Consider the following 18,324-nt stretch of genomic DNA (forward strand, 5'->3'; position numbering starts at 1 on the left):
CAAGCGGTGCCTGACACCCTTGTTCGTATCACTTAATTATGCATTTATTGCTTCTTTAGAAATCGCTTCTTCTACTGTTACATATTTGTAACCAAGATCATTTGCTACCGCTTCAAATGTTACATGTCCGTTCGCTACGTTGACACCCGCTTTAATGGCTGGGTTGTCATTCACTGCTTTAACTACACCTTTTGATGCAATTTGAACTGCGTAAGGAATGGTTACATTTGTTAAAGCAATAGTAGATGTACGTGGAACCGCTCCAGGCATATTAGCTACTGCATAATGAACAACACCATGCTTAACATAAGTAGGGTCATCATGAGTTGTAATATGATCAACTGTTTCGAAGTTTCCACCTTGGTCGATTGCAACGTCTACGATAACGGAGCCAGGTTGCATAGATTTAACCATTTCTTCTGTCACTAATTTAGGAGCTTTTGCACCAGGAATTAGTACTGAGCCAATAACCAAATCAGATTCTTTAACAGCTTCAGCAATATTATATGGATTTGACATTAAAGTTTGAACACTTGTACCAAAAATGTCTTCTAATTGGCGTAAACGATCTGGATTTAAATCGATGATTGTTACATCTGCACCAAGACCAACAGCGATTTTCGCAGCGTTTGTTCCAACCATTCCACCGCCAATAATCGTTACTTTTCCGCGTTTCACTCCAGGCACTCCACTTAGTAGAATTCCTTTTCCGCCTTGTGTTTTTTCAAGGAATTGCGCACCGATTTGGGATGCCATTCTACCTGCAACTTCACTCATTGGTGAAAGAAGTGGCAATGTACGATTTACTGTAACTGTTTCATAAGCAATAGCAATCACTTCACTATCTACTAATGCTTTTGTTAATTCAGGTTCTGCAGCTAAGTGAAGGTAAGTAAATAATAGTAACCCTTTACGGAAATAACCATACTCAGATGCAAGTGGTTCTTTAACTTTCATGATCATATCTGCTTTTGCCCATACATCTGAAGCGCTTTCAATGATTTCCGCACCAGCTTGTTTATATTCTTCGTTCGTAAAACCACTGCCTAATCCAGCATTTGTTTCAATAATTACTTTATGTCCAGCATTTAATAAGTGAACGACACCAGCAGGAGTCATTGCCACACGATTTTCATTATTTTTAATTTCCTTAGGAACACCGATAATCATCTATAAACATCTCCTTAAAGATAAGTCAGTAATGCGCTTACAATGCTATTATATTCCTCTTTCTAACATATTGCTTTATGAATAATATAAAAAATAAGAGTGGGGATTTGTGAAAAATCACAAATCCTTACTCTTCATGTCCTCCATTTTTAAATCCAGAAATAACGTTAGCTTTTGATTCGGATCTTTTAAATCTATTTCTGCAATTTCAACAATTCGTTTTAGTCGGTAATTTAATGTGTTTGTATGAACATGCAGCACCTTTGCAGCATCGTGAACATTATTATCACATTCCAAATACGTCTTTAGCGTTAGTAAAAGATTCGATTGATGTTTTCGATCATATGCTCTTAATTGTTCAATTGTATAATTTTTATATTGTTCCCGAGCTCTAATGTGAGAGAGCTCCTCGATAAATTGATAGATCCCTAATTCTTGATAACAAATGGTTTTTGCTAATTCAGTTGAGAAATGTGTTTTCAATTCCAAAACTTTTAAGGCTTCCGTATAGCTTTTATTAATTTGTAATGGAGAATTATAAAATAATCCTGACGAACCTTTTACTTGTTCGATTTGTAATCGTTCTTTTATTTTATCAATAAACTGCTGGATAAATTGTTTTGTATTTTTAATAGAAGTATTTTCGTTTTCGTAACGAAGCAGAAGAATGAGCTGATTTTGATCAAACACTCGACATATCACTTTTGCATGTTGTAATGTTTCTATTAAATAGTAGGAATGCTTCTCTATTTGCTGATTGACTTCCTGATCAAAATCGATAATAGCAATCACTAACGCGCCATCCAAATTCATCCTAAATTTTTCGGCCTGTCGTTTGATTTCATTTAGCTTTTGGAAGTGTCCTGTTAGAAGTTTCCAAAAGAATTCATTATAATCCTCTTCCACTTTCCTTTTCTTTATTTGATGTTGGAGAAGTTGATTTTTCACTAATTTTGCCGCTTCCTTAAGGAGTTGTATCTTCTCCTCACCGAAATTCTCATGATCAGTTTGAGCCCATATAAAGCCAAGAACTTCCTTATTTTTTCTTACCGAAACAGCGATACGGTTTCCGAGTCCGACTTTCTCAATTGCGGGTATGATAATTGGCTCGTCACTTTCGAATAGTTTAGGCATTACACCGTTTTTCCAAAGCGTATGAATCACATTATCAGGGACTTTTCTTCTTATAATAGTAGCGATTCTTGCGGGATCAACATTTTCTTCATGCGTACTATACGCGATGATTCGATGATTTGAATCTTCTATTGTAATAGGACATTGCAAAATCTCTCCAATACGATCCGCCAACCCTTCGAGAGAATCAAAGTTATCTTTAAAATTTTGAGAATGGCTCACTTCAAACTTCCCTTTCACAATATAAATATAATTAATTTTACCATATTCAGTTCCCCTTTTGTGGAATTACACAAATTGAAATATTACTTTTTTGCTTTTCACACAACTTTATCCTCTTTTATTTTATGATATACTAAAAAAACTTCCTAATTCTTTAATGAAAACGTTTACAAGGTAGTAGTCAAAATAAAATTATTGTAGTAAACTAATTTCATAGTAATATTGGTGAAGATTGGCTATTCTCTTTTGTAAAATGATTTTTCAGAATAAATAGAACTATTAATCTTTTGGGAAGGCTTAATTAAAAATAGTATTGCACAATATTTTTGATTGCCTAAAGAACTAAACAAAGGAATAAAATATTTCTCTTATTTTATCCAAAGAATTAGTCAATTTCTCTAATTTAAGGGGTGGAACAAATGAACAACCAAGAACTTCAGCGTGGCCTTGAAGAAAGACATATTACATTAATGTCATTAGGGGCCTGTATCGGGGTAGGATTATTTCTCGGCTCCGCCAAAACAATTGAACTAGCAGGACCAGCAATATTGATTGCCTATGTTGTCGCGGGTGCGATTATGTTTGTTATTATGCGCGCACTTGGCGAAATGGCCATTCAAAACCCGGTAGCCGGATCTTTTAGTCGTTATGCAAAAGATTATCTTGGACCACTTGCCGGTTACATTACTGGATGGAACTATTGGTTTTTATGGGTTGTTACATGTATGGCTGAAATTACAGCAGTAGGTGTATATATGCATTTATGGTTCCCAGATGTTCCTAATTGGATTTGGGCATTAGCTGCACTTGTAATAATGACATTTGTTAACTTAATCACTGTTAAAGCTTATGGAGAATTTGAATTTTGGTTTGCTTTAATTAAAATTGTTGCAATTATTGCGATGATCATTATTGGTCTATTAATTATTATATTCGGTTTTGGAAATGGTGGTATCGCCACAGGTATCAGCAATCTATGGAAACATGGTGGTTTTGCTCCAAATGGAATGAAAGGCATTTTGCTATCAATGCAAATGGTCATGTTTGCATATCTCGGCATTGAAATGCTTGGGGTAACTGCAGGTGAAGCGAAGAATCCTGAAAAAACCATATCAAAGGCAGTAAATACGGTATTCTGGCGCATCCTTATTTTCTATGTTGGTGCATTATTTGTCATCATGTCAATTTATCCATGGAATGAAATTGGTACGGCAGGTAGTCCATTTGTTATGACATTTGAAAAGATCGGGATTCGTCAAGCAGCAGGAATCATCAACTTTGTTGTACTTACAGCCGCACTTTCAAGTTGTAATAGCGGGATTTTTAGTACAGGCCGTATGCTATTTAACTTAGCTGAACAAAATCAAGCACCGGCATCTTTGAAAAAAGTAAATAAAGGCGGAGTACCATCCTTGGCGATTATCCTTTCAGCCGCTGCTTTATTAGTCGGTGTTATTCTAAATTATTTAGTGCCGGAAAAAGTATTTGCTTGGGTTACAAGTATCTCTACATTTGGTGCTGTATGGACATGGGCAATGATCTTACTATCCCAACTTAAATTTAGAAAAAACATGTCCCCGGAAGAACGTGCGAAAATCAAATTTAAAGCACCATTCTGGCCATATGGGAACTACATTGCACTAGCCTTTCTAGTAGTCGTCATCATATTAATGGGATTCTCAAAAGATACAAGTATCGCCTTAATCGTCGGACCATTATGGCTACTCCTACTAGTAGCCGTCTATTACGGAAAAGGCATCAACAAACAAACAAAGAAAAACTCATAATTGCCACCATCTTGTTAAATACTGAACAAAGTGTCAGGCACCGTTTTGGTGCTTGGCATTTTTTTTGCATCATTCCAATTCAGAAATATTAGATAAACTATTGAAATACGGTATGGTTCAACCGATAATAAGACTAATAAAGACAATTTAATACATTACTAGACAAATAGAATATTTAAAGATATAGGGGGCTAGTTTACATGAAGAAAATGGGGAAAGCTCTTGTACTTTCTACAAGTATATTGATGGCTACACCATTACTGCCAATGACTTCACTTACGGCAATTAAAGCAGAAGCGAGCACCGCCACCATTAAAATGAAGAAGACAGCTTTTCAAACGAAGGATCGTTTAAATCTCCGAAGTGGCTCTAGCACGAAGGACAAAATACTTCTCACAATTCCAAAAGGAAAAATCGTTCAAGCAACTGAAAAAAAAGGCAGCTGGTATAAAGTATCTTATACATATAAGTCCAAAAACAAAAACACCACGAAAACAGGATGGGTCAGCTCCTCTTTTTTAAAAGAATATGATCAATATCAAAAGATAAGCAAAACCTACTATTTTACTAATAAAGCAACAAAATTCTATACGAAACCTAATACAAAGAATAAAGCAACCTACACCGTTGCGGCACAAAATGGATTTGCCTCTACGCAAAAAGCGATAAATAGTCTTGGAGAAACATGGTATCGAATTTCATACAAAGGAAAAACACTATATGTGAACAGTAAGGATGTATCAAAAAAATCCTTTACATCATTTTCGCAAACAAAGTATAAAGCGAATAAAAATGCTTATTTATATCAATCCTATGGAAATGCACAAAAAAAGTTAATAGCAATACCTAAAGGAACCATTGTCCAATCAAAAAAAAGAATCGGAGATTGGTATAGCATTTCCTATAAAGGAAAAAACGGATATATCTTTATCAGTGATTTCACTAAGTATTCCAAAATCACCTATAATACGTCTAAAACAGATATAAACTACTATATTACGAACCAACCAACGAAACTCTATTCAACTCCTGATACGAACGGAGCGGCAACCTATACCGTTGCAGCGAATTACGGATTTTCCTCCAATGAAGAAGTAACGAATAGTTTAGGGGAAACGATGTATAAAATCACGTACAACGAGGAAACACTATACATCAATAGTCAGGACGTCACGAAAGCTACAGCAGATTCAATTAATAAAACAGATTACAAGGCAACAAAAGACACATATCTTTATCAATCCTTTGGTATAAATCAAAATAAATTAGTCAAAATTCCAAAAGGAACCATCATTACAACCTCTGAAAGATGGGGAGATTGGTATAGTACTAGTTATAAAGGATTAACAGGCTATGTTTTCATTAAGGACTTTTCAAAATACTCAAAGATTAAGGAACAAAAAATAGACGATACTACTTATGTCACAACAGATGCGTTAAATATAAGAAAATCATACGATGCTTCATCAACGATCCTAACCACCATTCCAAAATCAAAAATTGTTATTGCAAGCTATAAAGTTTCAAATGGGTGGTTTAAAATCCAATACGGAAAAACGATTGGCTATGTGAATGGAAAATATTTAACTCAAGTCCGGACAGGCGACCCGATAACCAATCATACAGGCTATCAATTTATCGACTTAAGAACGAAGTCTTCCGTAACCGCCGCACAAATTAATAACTATATTGAAAAATATGTTAAGTTAACTGGAAAGAAAAGTATTCTCACAGGCAAAGGTCAAGTCTTTATTAATGCTGGGAATAAATATGGAGTGAATTCACTTTATCTCGCTGCCCATGCGATCCATGAAAGCGCATATGGTACATCACTTCTCTCATTAGGAAAAAATAATTTATTTGGCTTTGGGGCCTATGATGCCACTCCATTTATTGCTGCCAATAAATTTAATAGTGTAGATGAATGTATTAACTATATCGCGCAAGAAATGAAGGCAACTTATTTAAATCCGAATAACTGGAAATACAGTGGTGCATATTTAGGGTTCAGTACGAAAGACATGAACAACAAAAGAATTGATGCAAATAGCGGCGGAATGAACTTCTGGTACGCAAGTGATCCATATTGGGGAAAAACGATTGCTAAACATATGCAAAATATTTTGCCTTTTGATTCTGCTTACTATAAAAAAGCATCCGTAAATACAAAAGTGTTTTCTCAACCAACGAAACCCGAAGGAAGTGATATCTTCCCTGCTGACATCCAAGCTGCTACTAATAATGTATTAGATTTCTATAGCGAAAGAGACACGGCAAGCAAAAAGAAAACATTCAAAAAAGGAACGGAATTTACACTACTAGAAAAAACAAATGATTTTTGGGTAAAAGTAAAAATCGGTAAAACAACATATTGGACAAACTCCATTAAATTTGATAATTACAAAAAATATATCTCAGTGAAAAATTTAGGAAGAGTCACTACATCTGATTTAAATGTACGTAGCACAACTTCTACAAGCAACAGCAAAAATATTATTCATGTACTAAAACAAAATGAATTTGTCCAAATTATTTTAACGAAAGACGGGAAACCGACGATGGACAAAGCAAAAGGTTGGTACAAAATAAAATTAGACAACGGAAAAACCGGCTGGATAAGCTCCTACTACATTACACAAGAATTGAAATAATCAATAAAAGTGTCAGGCACCGGGTGCCTGACACCTTTTTTCATTATTTTTCCAAACCTGAATTCGTTTCACCCCAAGCTTCGACATTTTTCAATCCTTTTATATTCGAAGCTTTGAAAACCGGATCTTTGCCTTCAGCTTTTTGACGCCGATAATCAGCTAGGGCGGAGAAGGCAATTTTCCCTAATAATGCAATCGCAATGAGGTTAATAATAGCCATTAGCGCCATAAATAAGTCTGCTAAACTCCAAACAAACTTCAATGAAGCAAGAGAACCAAATGCAACCATGCCGACAACAGCAATTCGATATATATTTAACCAAACTTTGCTATTTTTGATAAAGTCTATATTTGATTCACCATAATAATAATTTCCTACAATTGAACTAAAAGCAAATAACAAGACAATAATCGCGACGAATATTCCCGCCCATGACCCAAGGCTTGTTTCCAGCGCATTTTGCGTTAAGATAATCCCATCTTGTTCTTTTGATGTATATTGACCCGATAATAAAATGATAAATGCAGTACTGCTGCAAATAAGCAGTGTGTCCACAAATACGCCAAGCGATTGAATTAATCCTTGTTTTACAGGGTGGCTGACTTCAGCAGTAGCAGCGGCATTCGGGGCACTCCCCATCCCAGCTTCATTTGAAAATAACCCGCGTTTAATTCCATTCAGCATTGCCGCTCCAATAGCACCACCTGCCACTTCTTTGATCCCAAATGCACTTTCAAAAATTAATTTAAACACATGCGGAATCTCGGTAATATTCGTTACCATAATAAATAAAGCGATGAGAATGTAAGCTCCCGCCATAAATGGAACCATCAATTCAGCTACTTTTGCTATTCTCTTAATCCCCCCAAAAATAATAATTGCTGTAATAATTGTTAAGACAATAGCAATAAGCGACTTATTAATCCCAAATGATTGGTTAAAGGCACTCGTAATAGTATTTGCTTGTACAGAATTAAAAGCAAGTCCAAATGTAATCGAAATTAAAACGGCGAATATTATCCCCATCCATCGAGCATTTAATGCTTTATGCATATAGTAAGCTGGACCGCCGCGAAAGGTATCTCCATCTTTCACTTTATAAATTTGCGCTAGCGTACTTTCTACAAATGCAGACGCGGAACCGATTAATGCAATTAACCACATCCAAAACACTGCACCAGGACCCCCCGTGGTAATTGCTATAGCAACACCGGCAAGATTGCCCGTTCCTACCCTTGAAGCCGTACTAATACAAAAAGCTTGAAAGGAAGAAACACCTTTTTTATCTCCTTTCGCACCTTCGCCTAATAGTCGAATCATTTCGCCTATCATTCTAAATTGAACAAACTTTGTACGAAAAGTAAAATAAAGTCCTAATCCAATTAGCATAATAATTAAAATATAAGACCAAAGAACCGTATTCGTACCGCTTACTAAACTTTCAAATACTTTCATTCACCCGTCACCTTCTTCTCTCAGCTGTAATTTTCAAACCAACATTCTTAATTTATCAAAATTAAACCTATTCAACAATGAATTTAAGGATAGAAGACTGAATCCCATGAATTTAGGAAAGCAGCATGCATATTCTTATTTAACCTTAAAAGAAGGATTCAAACATAAAAAAAGAGCCTATCTATTTAGGCACTATGTTGAGACCAATATTAATTTGTAGAAATCGGATTCACGTAAATAGCTTGGGAGTAATTTAATTTAACACATCCTTCTAAGTCCGTTTCTTTTAGTAATCCAAGATTTAACGCCGACTTGATCTTCACTTCGTCAGGTTTTTTCTGAATTAGATCCGTCAATTTTAATTCTTCCAACCTTTTTACCGTTTCGTCCTGTTCAAATTTCTCCAATGTTCTAATTTGTCTCTGTAATTTATACCCGCTGATATTTAGCTCACCTTTTACATTTTTCCCAACAGCAATATCAAAGTATTGATTAAACGCCTTTTTTAACTTTTCTAATTCCTTTTCAACCTCTTTTTTCTTTTGATTCAGTTCATCATACTGCACAATCATCTCTTTAGTAATGAAATAATCAACATTATTATTCAATTTAATCCCTCCACTCTCAATAGTTCATCATATTGTGAAAGGCGTACATATATTCCTATATTTCAATTAGTTTTTTTGCAAATGTATGTTAAAATAAAGATGTGAAATAAAATCACTTATAAGAAAGAAGGCACTTATTATGAAGGTAAAAGACTTCATGATCCGGGATGTAATCACAGTTAATGAAAACGATTCTATAAAACATTTACTGAATACGTTAGTTGATAACAAAATTGGCGGTGCACCTATAGTGGACTCTGATGGTAAACTAGTCGGAATGATAAGTGATGGAGATGTATTAAGAAGCATTCAATTAAAAGACAAAGTGGTTTATGATTACTTTAGCTTGATGGCTTACACATTTGAAAAAGGAAACCTCGAAAAAGTGTTGGCGTCTATGAAAGATCAGCCCTTAAAGAAAATAGCTAAGAAGCACGGAACTGTAACTTTGAAAGAAAATGATGATATGGAAACAGCTTTAAAACTTTTGGCAAAACACCATTTCAAAAAAATTCCGGTTACCGATGCAAATCATAAAGTTGTCGGCGTCATCAGCCGCGGAGACATTATTCGAACAATCCAAAAAAACATACTTCAAATATTATAAATTAACAGCATGGGAGCCCCCATGCTGTTTCATTTTAAAATGGCTTCAAAATCATCAAAGCAATGATGATAAGAAAAATAATATTTTCAAGGTTTTCATATCGAAACAATTCTTTTGACAACCGCTTATACTCCTCCGGTATTTCCTCACCTTCATACGAAACTAATAATTCCTTAATCGGTTTTGACCTTGGAGATAAGACAAATGGCCCCATTGCTAGACCAATTAGAAAGAGAAGCAAACTTGTTATATACCATCCCATATGGAATAGATATGGATTAAGCATCCCCATTAACAATCCGGTTATTAGTAAAAGTGTGCCGCCAATCATCACTAATATATGTAAATCTCTTCTAATCACAAATGAATGTCTCACTTGAGTCATAGTATCTGCCGGCTTTGCAATCCTAGTCAAAATAAACCCAGGTCCCATGCCTAAAATGGCAGAGAAAATATGTATAAAAACAAGTATCTTATAAATTAACACAATCAATCCTCCATCATTCAACGTTCATATTTATTATATACGATTCCATCTTCCATCTCGGTGACAATTTGGTTGAAATTAAGGAGAAGCAACTCTATGTAGATGCCCGAACGATTTCCAAGCGAAAAAAAGGAGAATACCTATCTCCCTTTATTCACTATCAGTTGAATTTACCATAATTGCGGCGACTTGCTGCAATCGACTGTAAAAAACCCCCCCTGCTGGATGTTTGTCTAATCCTACCTCTTCAAACGCTTCCCCCATACACCGCAACCAACATTCAGCACGCTTTGGTGTTATTTCAAAAGGAAGATGACGACGTCTCATCGCAGGAGGGCCGAATTCCTGGCTATAAAGGGCAGGTCCACCAAGAAACTGTGTTAAAAACAACCGTTGTTTCCGCATAATTTCACCCATATCCCCTTGAAACAACGGGCTTAAATCGGGATCATCATACACCTTAGGATAAAAAGCATTTACAAGTTCATCTATAATATCTCCACCAATTTGATCATACAGCGTTTGCAAACGAGATTCTGACATCTTTCCTACCTCCCTACTTCATCTTTTTATAATAAAAATAATTATAATAGCTATTTCAATAATACTATATTGAAAAAATTAAATCAGTGAAGTATATCACATTCTTCCTAGTTATTGTCAAAACTATCATTACACTGGTCCCCCAGCTTGGATTACAAGTGACTGCTGAAGGAATCGAAACGAAAGAACAATTGGATTTTCTATCTAATCTCTCAGCACACTAGGCACAAAGCCCTCTTTTCACTCTGTAAAACATTTTCTATACTAATTTAGAGAAAGGCGAAAATTTCCAAAACAAGATAGGAGATGGGGATTTGAATAAAAAATCATTATTTTTCTTCTTCCTACTTTGCGGTATCATCGTTACGGGTTGCCAACAGAACGAGAAAACAAGTACGAAGAAGGAACCAACAAAGACTGTTGAGGAAGCTAAGGACAAGGGGGAAATACCGGAAATACCATTTAGCATGATTGCAGAAGAAATTGAAAAGGAGCCGGCGGGCAACTTATTTGAAAAATATAATAGGACAAAAGAGTTGGCGCCTAATGAAGAATACACTCCTACGGTTGACCAAGCAATCAATGAATACATAAGTTCCATCAAAAAGGTCGAAACGAAAGAATGGAACGCACAAAAATGGGCACAATCACTCATCACAAATTTCCGAACACAATATAGCGATACCATTCAACCGATGAAAGATTTTGAAGTAAAATATGATAAATTGACATTACCTGATGGTCGTTTATTACAAGACGTAAATGAGGAAGAATTAAATAAAGGTCCGGATAAGGTAAATATTGCGATTCTTCTTGATGCAAGTGGAAGTATGAAGGCAAATGTTCCGGGTGGAAACAAAATGAAGTTAGCCAAAGCAAGCTTGAAAAGCTTTTCGGAAAGCCTTCCGAAAAACACCGATGTATCATTATCCGTATTTGGACATAAAGGAACTGGTGCCGACAAAGATAAAAAATTATCATGTAGTAGTGTTGAAACCGTTTATCCTTTAAAAAGCTATTCGAAAGAGACATTTTCTAAAGCATTAAATCAATTTAACGCAAGTGGTTGGACTCCACTCGCGGCAGCTATTCAAAAAGCGGAAAAACAATTGCTGCAGGCAAGTGATGAACACACGAAAAACTTTATCTATATTGTAAGTGATGGAATTGAAACGTGCGGCGGGAATCCCGTGAACGCAGCGAAGGAAGCAAAGAAAGCGAAGATGGACGTACAAATTAACATTATCGGATTTGATGTTGATAATGAGGCCGATCGCCAACTAAAAGAAGTAGCAAAAGCCGGTGGTGGCGAGTACACATCTGTAAAAAATAAACAGCAATTAGACGATGAAATTACAAAATCTTGGAAAGAAAGCATGGGAAAAACGACATGGAGATTTTGGGTTGCAGGCAATCATAATAACATAAATTGGGATTCAGTCGGTATGTCCAATCAACTAAGAAAGCTTTATAATAATCAGATTACCTCCCGTAACCGTGAGCTTGATCGTATGAATAAAGCATTAAACCAATTACTTGAAGATAAAATAATCGATTACGACACAAAATCTTCCACCTACGATTTGCTATTTAAACGTCATGAGGCAATAAAAAACTACGCAGACTCGATTCAAAATGATAAAAACACTGAAATTTTCGATACGGCAGACAGATTAAAAATAATAATTGATCGGATTACAAAAGACTTAGATTTATAAATACTATATCAAAACAAACCAAGGATCGACTTTAAAATGATCCTTGGTTTTCTTTCCCTATTTGTGAAACTATTTTTCGGTCATCTGCATACGGTGGCTGCTCAAGCCATTTTTTCTTAATGAGTAATTTTCCAAATCCCCCAAAAAGTATTAGATCATCAAAAATAGCTTTCTCACAATGAAACGCGATGTCAGCTCTAATACTTGTTACCACTGCACTTCCATAATACGAAATGGCCGCCGCAATTAAAAATCCAGAATGAAACAGAATTAATTTATCCGAAAAAGGGGAAACGTTTGATTTTACCACCTCGGGTTCTAGTGAACGCGGAGAATGCAAATTTTCTTTAAGCAGTAAATTCGAGAAAACCCCAATATGCTTATTTTTTCCATTTATACAATTATCAATAAAATGGTTGATTTCTTTATCTTTACATACTTGATTAAAAGCAAAAAAACAAGCTTTTGCCATTAAACTTTTTTGTAAATTAAAAAAGATATTCCCACTCTCAATTGAATTCATTCTTCTACGTTCACCAAACACATCTGTCAGATATGTTAAATTATTAATGAATGAAACATTGCTTGGTGGTCAAATTTGGGGATACTTGGAGTGCTACAACGTTACCCATTCAACATGTTCAAGCTGTGGGTAAAGAATTGTATTTTACTAAATTTCTATTCTCAGCAAGTTATGCCGGTGGTGGCTGCGGTGGGGGAACTGCCGATATATTAGAACTTTATAAACGGAGCCAAACGGGTAAAGTAACGAAAGTCATGACTGATAAATTGTCCTCATTTACGAAAAATCCATTTGCGGTGAATGGAGGATATATCTATTACGCAAAGGTACAAAATCAAGCCATTGGTAATTATGCAGTAATAAAATATTCTTTAAAAACAAAGAAAAAAACAACCATCTATAAAGGTGCGGATAATTTCTGGTTCAAAGGTAAATATATTTATTTCGTAAAAAAGGATAAATTATATCGCATGGATTTGAATGGAAAAGGTGTTAAATCAATTCCACTAAAAGTAAAGCTATTTACTGGCGGGTATTGTGGTGACGGGAATTATTACGCTTCTAATAACGGCATAATCGTTACTGATTGGAATGCGGGAGCCAATGTAAATTATTACTATGATTTCTCAAAAAACACAATAACCAAACTAGCTCCTAAGTTTAGTGGAGATGTTCCAGCAATATTAGATGTTGATTTAAACAAAAAGCGCTTCCTTGGTACAGCATGGGATGGGTCAAACGATACGTTAGGATTATATGATTTTAAAGGGAAGCTATTAAAAAAAATAATGAAAATCGATTACTGGAAAGATGGCTTCAAACTTTATTCGATGGACGCCAAAAAGGGAGAATTACTCTACATCCAAGACTCAAAATTAAAACAAATTAAATTTTAAGAGGGATAGTGGACTAAACAGTCCACTGTCCCTCTTATTGCAAGGAAATTGTTCAATCAAATATTTACTTTGATAACGAGGGAGGAAACACGATGAATGCTTATGTACTTTTGATTGTAGCCATTGTAAGTGAAGTATTTGGCAGTTCTATGTTGAAAGCCGCAAATGGATTTAAGAACATTATTCCTTCTATTGGGGTTGTTGCCGGATATGGGGTGGCGTTCTTTAGTTTATCAATCGCGCTTAACACACTTTCGCTCGGAATTGCCTATGCCATATGGGCGGGTTTAGGTACTGCACTTACAGCATTAGTAGGAGTGTTAATATATAAAGAAAAGTTTAATGGTAAAAAATTATTAGGTTTAACATTAATTATTGGTGGGGTTATTTTTTTAAATTACGGAGGAGCTCATTGAATATATGAAAGGAGAATACATATGAAGTCTTATATTTTTTTAGCAATTTCTATTATTGGAGAGGTTTTTGCTACTGCCATGCTCAAGATGTCCGAAGGGTTTACAAATTTACTTCCATCTCTAGCAGTGATTATTGGTTATGGACTTTCCTTTTATTTCATATCCCTAGCACTCAAAACGATACCGCTTAGTTTAGCTTATGCCATTTGGTCCGGAGTAGGAACAGCACTAACAGCTCTCATTGGGATATTTATATGGGATGAGCTATTTAGCACACTTAAGTTGGCTGGAATCCTATTAATTATTGGCGGCGTTGTATTACTGAATTTTTCTAGATGCAAAAGGAAGGGGAAAGGAACCTGCAAACTAAGAGACAATGGACCATACAGTCCACTGCCCCTCTTAAGCTATTTTTTCCTTTCTTTGCAGAAGTACTGCTCCAATGACAATTAATCCTTTAAATGCTTCTCTTAAGAAAGGCGGTACACCAAATAAATTTAATAGATTGTTCATAACAGCAATGATCAACATTCCAAAAACAGTTCCCATAATGATACCGCGTCCGCCCATCAAACTCGTTCCGCCGACTACTGCTGCTGCAATAGCGTCCATTTCCATTCCCCGACCCGCATTTGCAAAATCCATAGATCCAATACGGGTAACTTGAATGATAGCTGCTACAGAAACGAGTACGCCCATTAGCGCATATACACGCACTTTTACCTTGTCTACATTGACACCGGAAAGCATGGCCGATCGTTCATTCGATCCTACAGCAATGATTTGTCTTCCAAAAACAGTTCGTTTAGACACATAGTAAAGAATGTAGATAATTATTGCCCAATAAATAATTGGCATAATCATATAATTGCCAATTGAGAAGTTTGAGATTTGAAGGAACTCCTTCGGTACAATCGGATTATACCCTTGCATGTATTGCTGTGTAACACTTCGGAAAATCATCATCGCACCTAATGTTGTAATAAATGGGGGTGTCTTTCCTTTGGTGATTGTCACACCTATCAACATACCTAATAAATAGCCGAATACTAATACTAAGAGAATGGTAATTGCAAATGCAGGTATTCCCGAGATTCCTAGATTACCTAAAATACCACGTGCACCAGTATCTAGAAGGATCATTGAAAAAGCACCTGTAGCTACCAAAGTCGATCCTACTGATAAATCAATTCCAGCCGTCATAATGACTAAAGTCATGCCTAATGCGATGATTCCAATCCCTGCATTGTTCCTAAGGATATTAATCCAATTGTTTAACCACGAATGAAACCAGCTGCCGAAAGAATCATAATCAAAACCTAAAACTAGTGTTTGCAGGATTACCATAATTAAGAACGCTATGGCCGTGCTAAAGAGCGGATTATTTGTCCATTTATCCTTCAACCATTCAAAAAAGTGTTTATTTCTTTCTGCCACCATATTCATCCTCTCATCCCCCTCTCTTTACTTAAGATAGATGTCCACCCGTCGCAAGATTCATAATCGTATGTTCTTTCATTGATCTTCCCGTAACCTCACCTTGAATCACCCCATGGTACATGACAAGTGCCCGATCACATATACGGATAATTTCCTGCCCTTCACTTGAAAGTACAACAATGGCAATGTTTTCTTCTGCAAGTTTCAAAATGATATCATAAATATCTTCCTTCGCCCCTACGTCGACCCCTTGGGTAGGGTTGTCTAATATAAGCAGTTTAGGTCCGGCCGAAAGCCATTTGGCTAAAACAACCTTTTGCTGATTCCCTCCGGAAAGACTAGTAATGCTCTCTGTTATCTTCCCCATCTTAATTCTTAAGGCTGATCGTTGTTTTTCGAAGTTTGCTGCAAGTTTTTTAGTCTGTATAACCCCTCTTTTTGAAAATTTGGGCCATGTGGATATGGAGGCGTTTTCAAAGATATTCATATCCTTAATGATTCCATTTTCTTTCCTATTCGCAGGAAGATAAGCAATCCCTTCATTGATTGCCTGTGTTGTATTAGTAATCTTCACTTCTTTTCCATGTAAGAAAATTTTACCGGAAGTGACTTTTTCCGCTCCAAAAATAGACTGAAAGAGTTCGCTTCGTCCGTCTCCTAGAAGACCAGTAACTCCAAGAATTTCACCCGCTTTTATCGAAAAGCTAATATTTCGAAATGTATGGCGATATGTAAGTCCCTCTACACGCAAAACTTCCTTTCCTAGCGTTTTCTCTCGTAAAAGTGGTTCCGTTCTCACATCATGCCCCACCATGAAACGGGCTAGATCATCAGTAGTTACTTCATCAACCTTTCCTTCATTCACTAGTTGACCATCCCGGAGTACGATGTACCTTTCGCAAACTTGCATGATTTCATTAAGTTTATGGGAAATAAAAATAATCCCGACATTATTGTCTTTCAACGTTTTCATCATCGTAAAAACTCGTTCAATTTCCTGATACGTTAACGAGGTGGTAGGCTCATCCATAATGATAATTGATGCTTTCATCATCATTGCCCGGCATATCTCAACAATTTGTTTATAGGAAGCATCTATATCACGAACCATCGTTTTAGGATTTAGCTTTACATTCATTTGTCTAAACACTTCTTCTGTTTCTTGAATCATTCTTTCGAGGTCAAGTCTTCCTCGCTTACTTTTTAGTTCTCTACCAAGAAACATGTTTTCATATATCGGCAAATCATTGATAAGATTAAGTTCCTGATGAATGAAGGCAATACCAGCCTCTTGAGAATGTGCTGGCGTGTTAAACTCTACTTTTTTCTCATCAATGAAGATTGCCCCTGCATCCATTTGATGAACGCCACCCAGTATGTTCATTAATGTTGACTTTCCCGCTCCATTTTCACCCAATAAAGCGCAAATTTCGCCGCCTTTTAATGTGAAAGACACATCTTTCAACACATTATTGCTCCCAAAAGACTTTCTAATATTTTTCATCTCAATATTCATAACATCACCTTCAATCTTTGTTAAAAGAGAGGCTATAGCTATGCCATAACCCCTCATATGGATCGTGCACGTATGGGTATGATTTTCTGCCTTTTCCTTCTCGCATCTTCATTTTTAACATGTTTCGTAGATTAGTATGGTGAATTCTCATCAAGAAAGTCTTTATAATTGTCTTTGTCGACAATCGTTGTAGGGATAATTGTTTCCTTCGAAACCTCTTCACCATTTAGAAGTTTAAGGGCTACGTCAACGGCGTCTTTTACCATCGCAGGGCTGTAAAGGGCTGATTCGATCCAAAGATTTTTATTTTCCGGCATCATCTTAAAGTATTCCTGCATTCCGCCTCCACCAGTAACAACCTTAATATCTTTTCTTCCTGCTTCTTTAATGGCTTGCAGGACGCCGACGGACGTTTCGTCATCCATTGAATAAACGGCATCTATCTTTGCGTTCTTTGTTAAAATATCAGCAAAATCCTTTAATCCATCTTCTCTTGTAAATTTTGTTGCATACGTAAGAATCTTCATATCAGGTGCAATTTCAGAAAGCGTTTTAACAAATCCCTCTTTTCTCAGTTCGGAAACAGATCCTGATGAAGGTACCTCAAGAACAGCTACATTCCCTTCCTTGCCGACTTTGTCTACAATATACTTTGCACCTTGGATTCCCATATCCTTGTTGTCGCCGGCAACCCGATAGACGCCATCGACATCGATTTTAATATCAAAATTTACAATCTTGATTCCTGCATCGAGTGCCTGTTGTATTGGTACTTCCATTCCTTCCCATTGTGGGAAAGCGACTATTGCTTCTGCTCCCCATGTTTTTAAATCATCTAATTGGGAAGTCATTTCTTCGGCATTATTACTTGTTTGAATTTTGTACTCGATCTTGTCGGAGAGTTCTTTTGCACGAGCTTCAGCATTGTAGGCAACCGCAGCAACCCAGCCATGTGTAACAGCCGGTGCTAGAATACCAATCTTGTGTTTTTTCGTATCCTTTGTGCCCTTGTCATCTTTATCATCACTTGCGCTTTTAGAATTGCATGCACTTAGTAGTGGCACAATCATTAAAACGAGCAACAACATTACAGATACTGCCTTTTTCATGAAGATATCCCCCTTTAGTATTAATCTATTATGATACCTAA

16 protein-coding genes and 1 pseudogene are annotated in these 18,324 nt (G+C 36.1%); 7 read left to right on the forward strand and 10 right to left on the reverse strand.

Going from position 1 to position 18,324, the window contains the following annotated elements:
- Positions 1–36: 36 nt before the first annotated feature.
- Both ald and I5776_RS16615 read right to left on the reverse strand, forming a co-directional pair.
- The gene (gene ald / locus I5776_RS16610; RefSeq protein ID WP_202777452.1) at positions 37–1,170 is read right to left on the reverse strand and encodes an alanine dehydrogenase; all 1,134 of its coding nucleotides are present in this window, start codon (positions 1,168–1,170) and stop codon (positions 37–39) included.
- A gap of 117 nt (positions 1,171–1,287) precedes the next feature.
- A complete protein-coding gene (locus I5776_RS16615; protein ID WP_246483822.1) occupies positions 1,288–2,544 on the reverse strand; it encodes a PucR family transcriptional regulator in 1,257 nt (418 codons plus the stop codon).
- A gap of 401 nt (positions 2,545–2,945) precedes the next feature.
- Between I5776_RS16615 and I5776_RS16620 the strand changes: the two genes are divergently transcribed.
- Both I5776_RS16620 and I5776_RS16625 read left to right on the forward strand, forming a co-directional pair.
- Positions 2,946–4,313, forward strand: coding sequence for an amino acid permease (locus I5776_RS16620; protein WP_202777453.1), 1,368 nt, complete (start codon positions 2,946–2,948; stop codon positions 4,311–4,313).
- 200 nt (positions 4,314–4,513) lie between these two features.
- A complete protein-coding gene (locus I5776_RS16625) occupies positions 4,514–6,964 on the forward strand; it encodes an SH3 domain-containing protein (protein ID WP_202777454.1) in 2,451 nt (816 codons plus the stop codon).
- 43 nt (positions 6,965–7,007) lie between these two features.
- On the opposite strand, the gene I5776_RS16630 is transcribed toward I5776_RS16625, so the two are convergent.
- Both I5776_RS16630 and I5776_RS16635 read right to left on the reverse strand, forming a co-directional pair.
- A complete protein-coding gene (locus I5776_RS16630; RefSeq protein WP_202777455.1) occupies positions 7,008–8,420 on the reverse strand; it encodes an alanine/glycine:cation symporter family protein in 1,413 nt (470 codons plus the stop codon).
- A gap of 209 nt (positions 8,421–8,629) precedes the next feature.
- Entirely contained in the window at positions 8,630–9,028 is a 399-nt protein-coding gene (locus tag I5776_RS16635) for a hypothetical protein (protein ID WP_246483823.1), read from the reverse strand.
- Between the two features lie 139 nt (positions 9,029–9,167).
- Here I5776_RS16635 and I5776_RS16640 point away from each other — a divergent pair, with 139 nt between their 5' ends.
- On the forward strand, positions 9,168–9,635 hold the full coding sequence (locus tag I5776_RS16640) for a CBS domain-containing protein (RefSeq protein WP_202777456.1): 468 nt from the start codon (positions 9,168–9,170) through the stop codon (positions 9,633–9,635).
- 34 nt (positions 9,636–9,669) lie between these two features.
- Here the strand turns inward: I5776_RS16640 and I5776_RS16645 are convergent, their stop codons facing one another.
- Positions 9,670–10,125: a DUF2269 family protein gene (locus I5776_RS16645; protein ID WP_202780836.1), complete on the reverse strand. Its 456-nt coding sequence runs from the start codon at positions 10,123–10,125 to the stop codon at positions 9,670–9,672.
- Positions 10,126–10,272: 147 nt separating this feature from the next.
- A complete protein-coding gene (locus I5776_RS16650) occupies positions 10,273–10,665 on the reverse strand; it encodes a globin domain-containing protein (RefSeq protein ID WP_202777457.1) in 393 nt (130 codons plus the stop codon).
- A 314-nt stretch (positions 10,666–10,979) separates the two neighbouring features.
- On the opposite strand from I5776_RS16650, the gene I5776_RS16655 reads away from it, so the two are divergent.
- Positions 10,980–12,383 (forward strand): vWA domain-containing protein, encoded by a 1,404-nt coding sequence (locus I5776_RS16655; RefSeq protein ID WP_202777458.1) that lies wholly within the window; start codon positions 10,980–10,982, stop codon positions 12,381–12,383.
- Positions 12,384–12,414: 31 nt separating this feature from the next.
- On the opposite strand, the gene I5776_RS16660 is transcribed toward I5776_RS16655, so the two are convergent.
- Entirely contained in the window at positions 12,415–12,906 is a 492-nt protein-coding gene (locus I5776_RS16660) for a DUF3231 family protein (RefSeq protein ID WP_202777459.1), read from the reverse strand.
- 65 nt (positions 12,907–12,971) lie between these two features.
- Here I5776_RS16660 and I5776_RS16665 point away from each other — a divergent pair, with 65 nt between their 5' ends.
- The 3 genes and pseudogenes from I5776_RS16665 to I5776_RS16675 all read left to right on the forward strand — a co-directional run.
- Positions 12,972–13,802 (forward strand): hypothetical protein, encoded by an 831-nt coding sequence (locus I5776_RS16665; RefSeq protein WP_202777460.1) that lies wholly within the window; start codon positions 12,972–12,974, stop codon positions 13,800–13,802.
- Between the two features lie 92 nt (positions 13,803–13,894).
- Entirely contained in the window at positions 13,895–14,218 is a 324-nt protein-coding gene (locus I5776_RS16670) for a DMT family transporter (protein ID WP_202777461.1), read from the forward strand.
- Positions 14,219–14,239: 21 nt separating this feature from the next.
- Positions 14,240–14,551, forward strand: a pseudogene (locus I5776_RS16675) (DMT family transporter); the annotation flags it as partial.
- 69 nt (positions 14,552–14,620) lie between these two features.
- Here the strand turns inward: I5776_RS16675 and I5776_RS16680 are convergent.
- The 3 genes from I5776_RS16680 to I5776_RS16690 form a co-directional block, all read right to left on the reverse strand.
- Entirely contained in the window at positions 14,621–15,664 is a 1,044-nt protein-coding gene (locus I5776_RS16680) for an ABC transporter permease (RefSeq protein ID WP_202777463.1), read from the reverse strand.
- A gap of 22 nt (positions 15,665–15,686) precedes the next feature.
- A complete protein-coding gene (locus tag I5776_RS16685) occupies positions 15,687–17,174 on the reverse strand; it encodes a sugar ABC transporter ATP-binding protein (RefSeq protein WP_202777464.1) in 1,488 nt (495 codons plus the stop codon).
- A gap of 131 nt (positions 17,175–17,305) precedes the next feature.
- Positions 17,306–18,283: an ABC transporter substrate-binding protein gene (locus I5776_RS16690; RefSeq protein ID WP_202777465.1), complete on the reverse strand. Its 978-nt coding sequence runs from the start codon at positions 18,281–18,283 to the stop codon at positions 17,306–17,308.
- Between the last annotated feature and the right edge of the window lie 41 nt (positions 18,284–18,324).

Source organism: Heyndrickxia vini (genome assembly GCF_016772275.1).
Lineage (GTDB): Bacteria > Bacillota > Bacilli > Bacillales > Bacillaceae_C > Heyndrickxia > Heyndrickxia vini.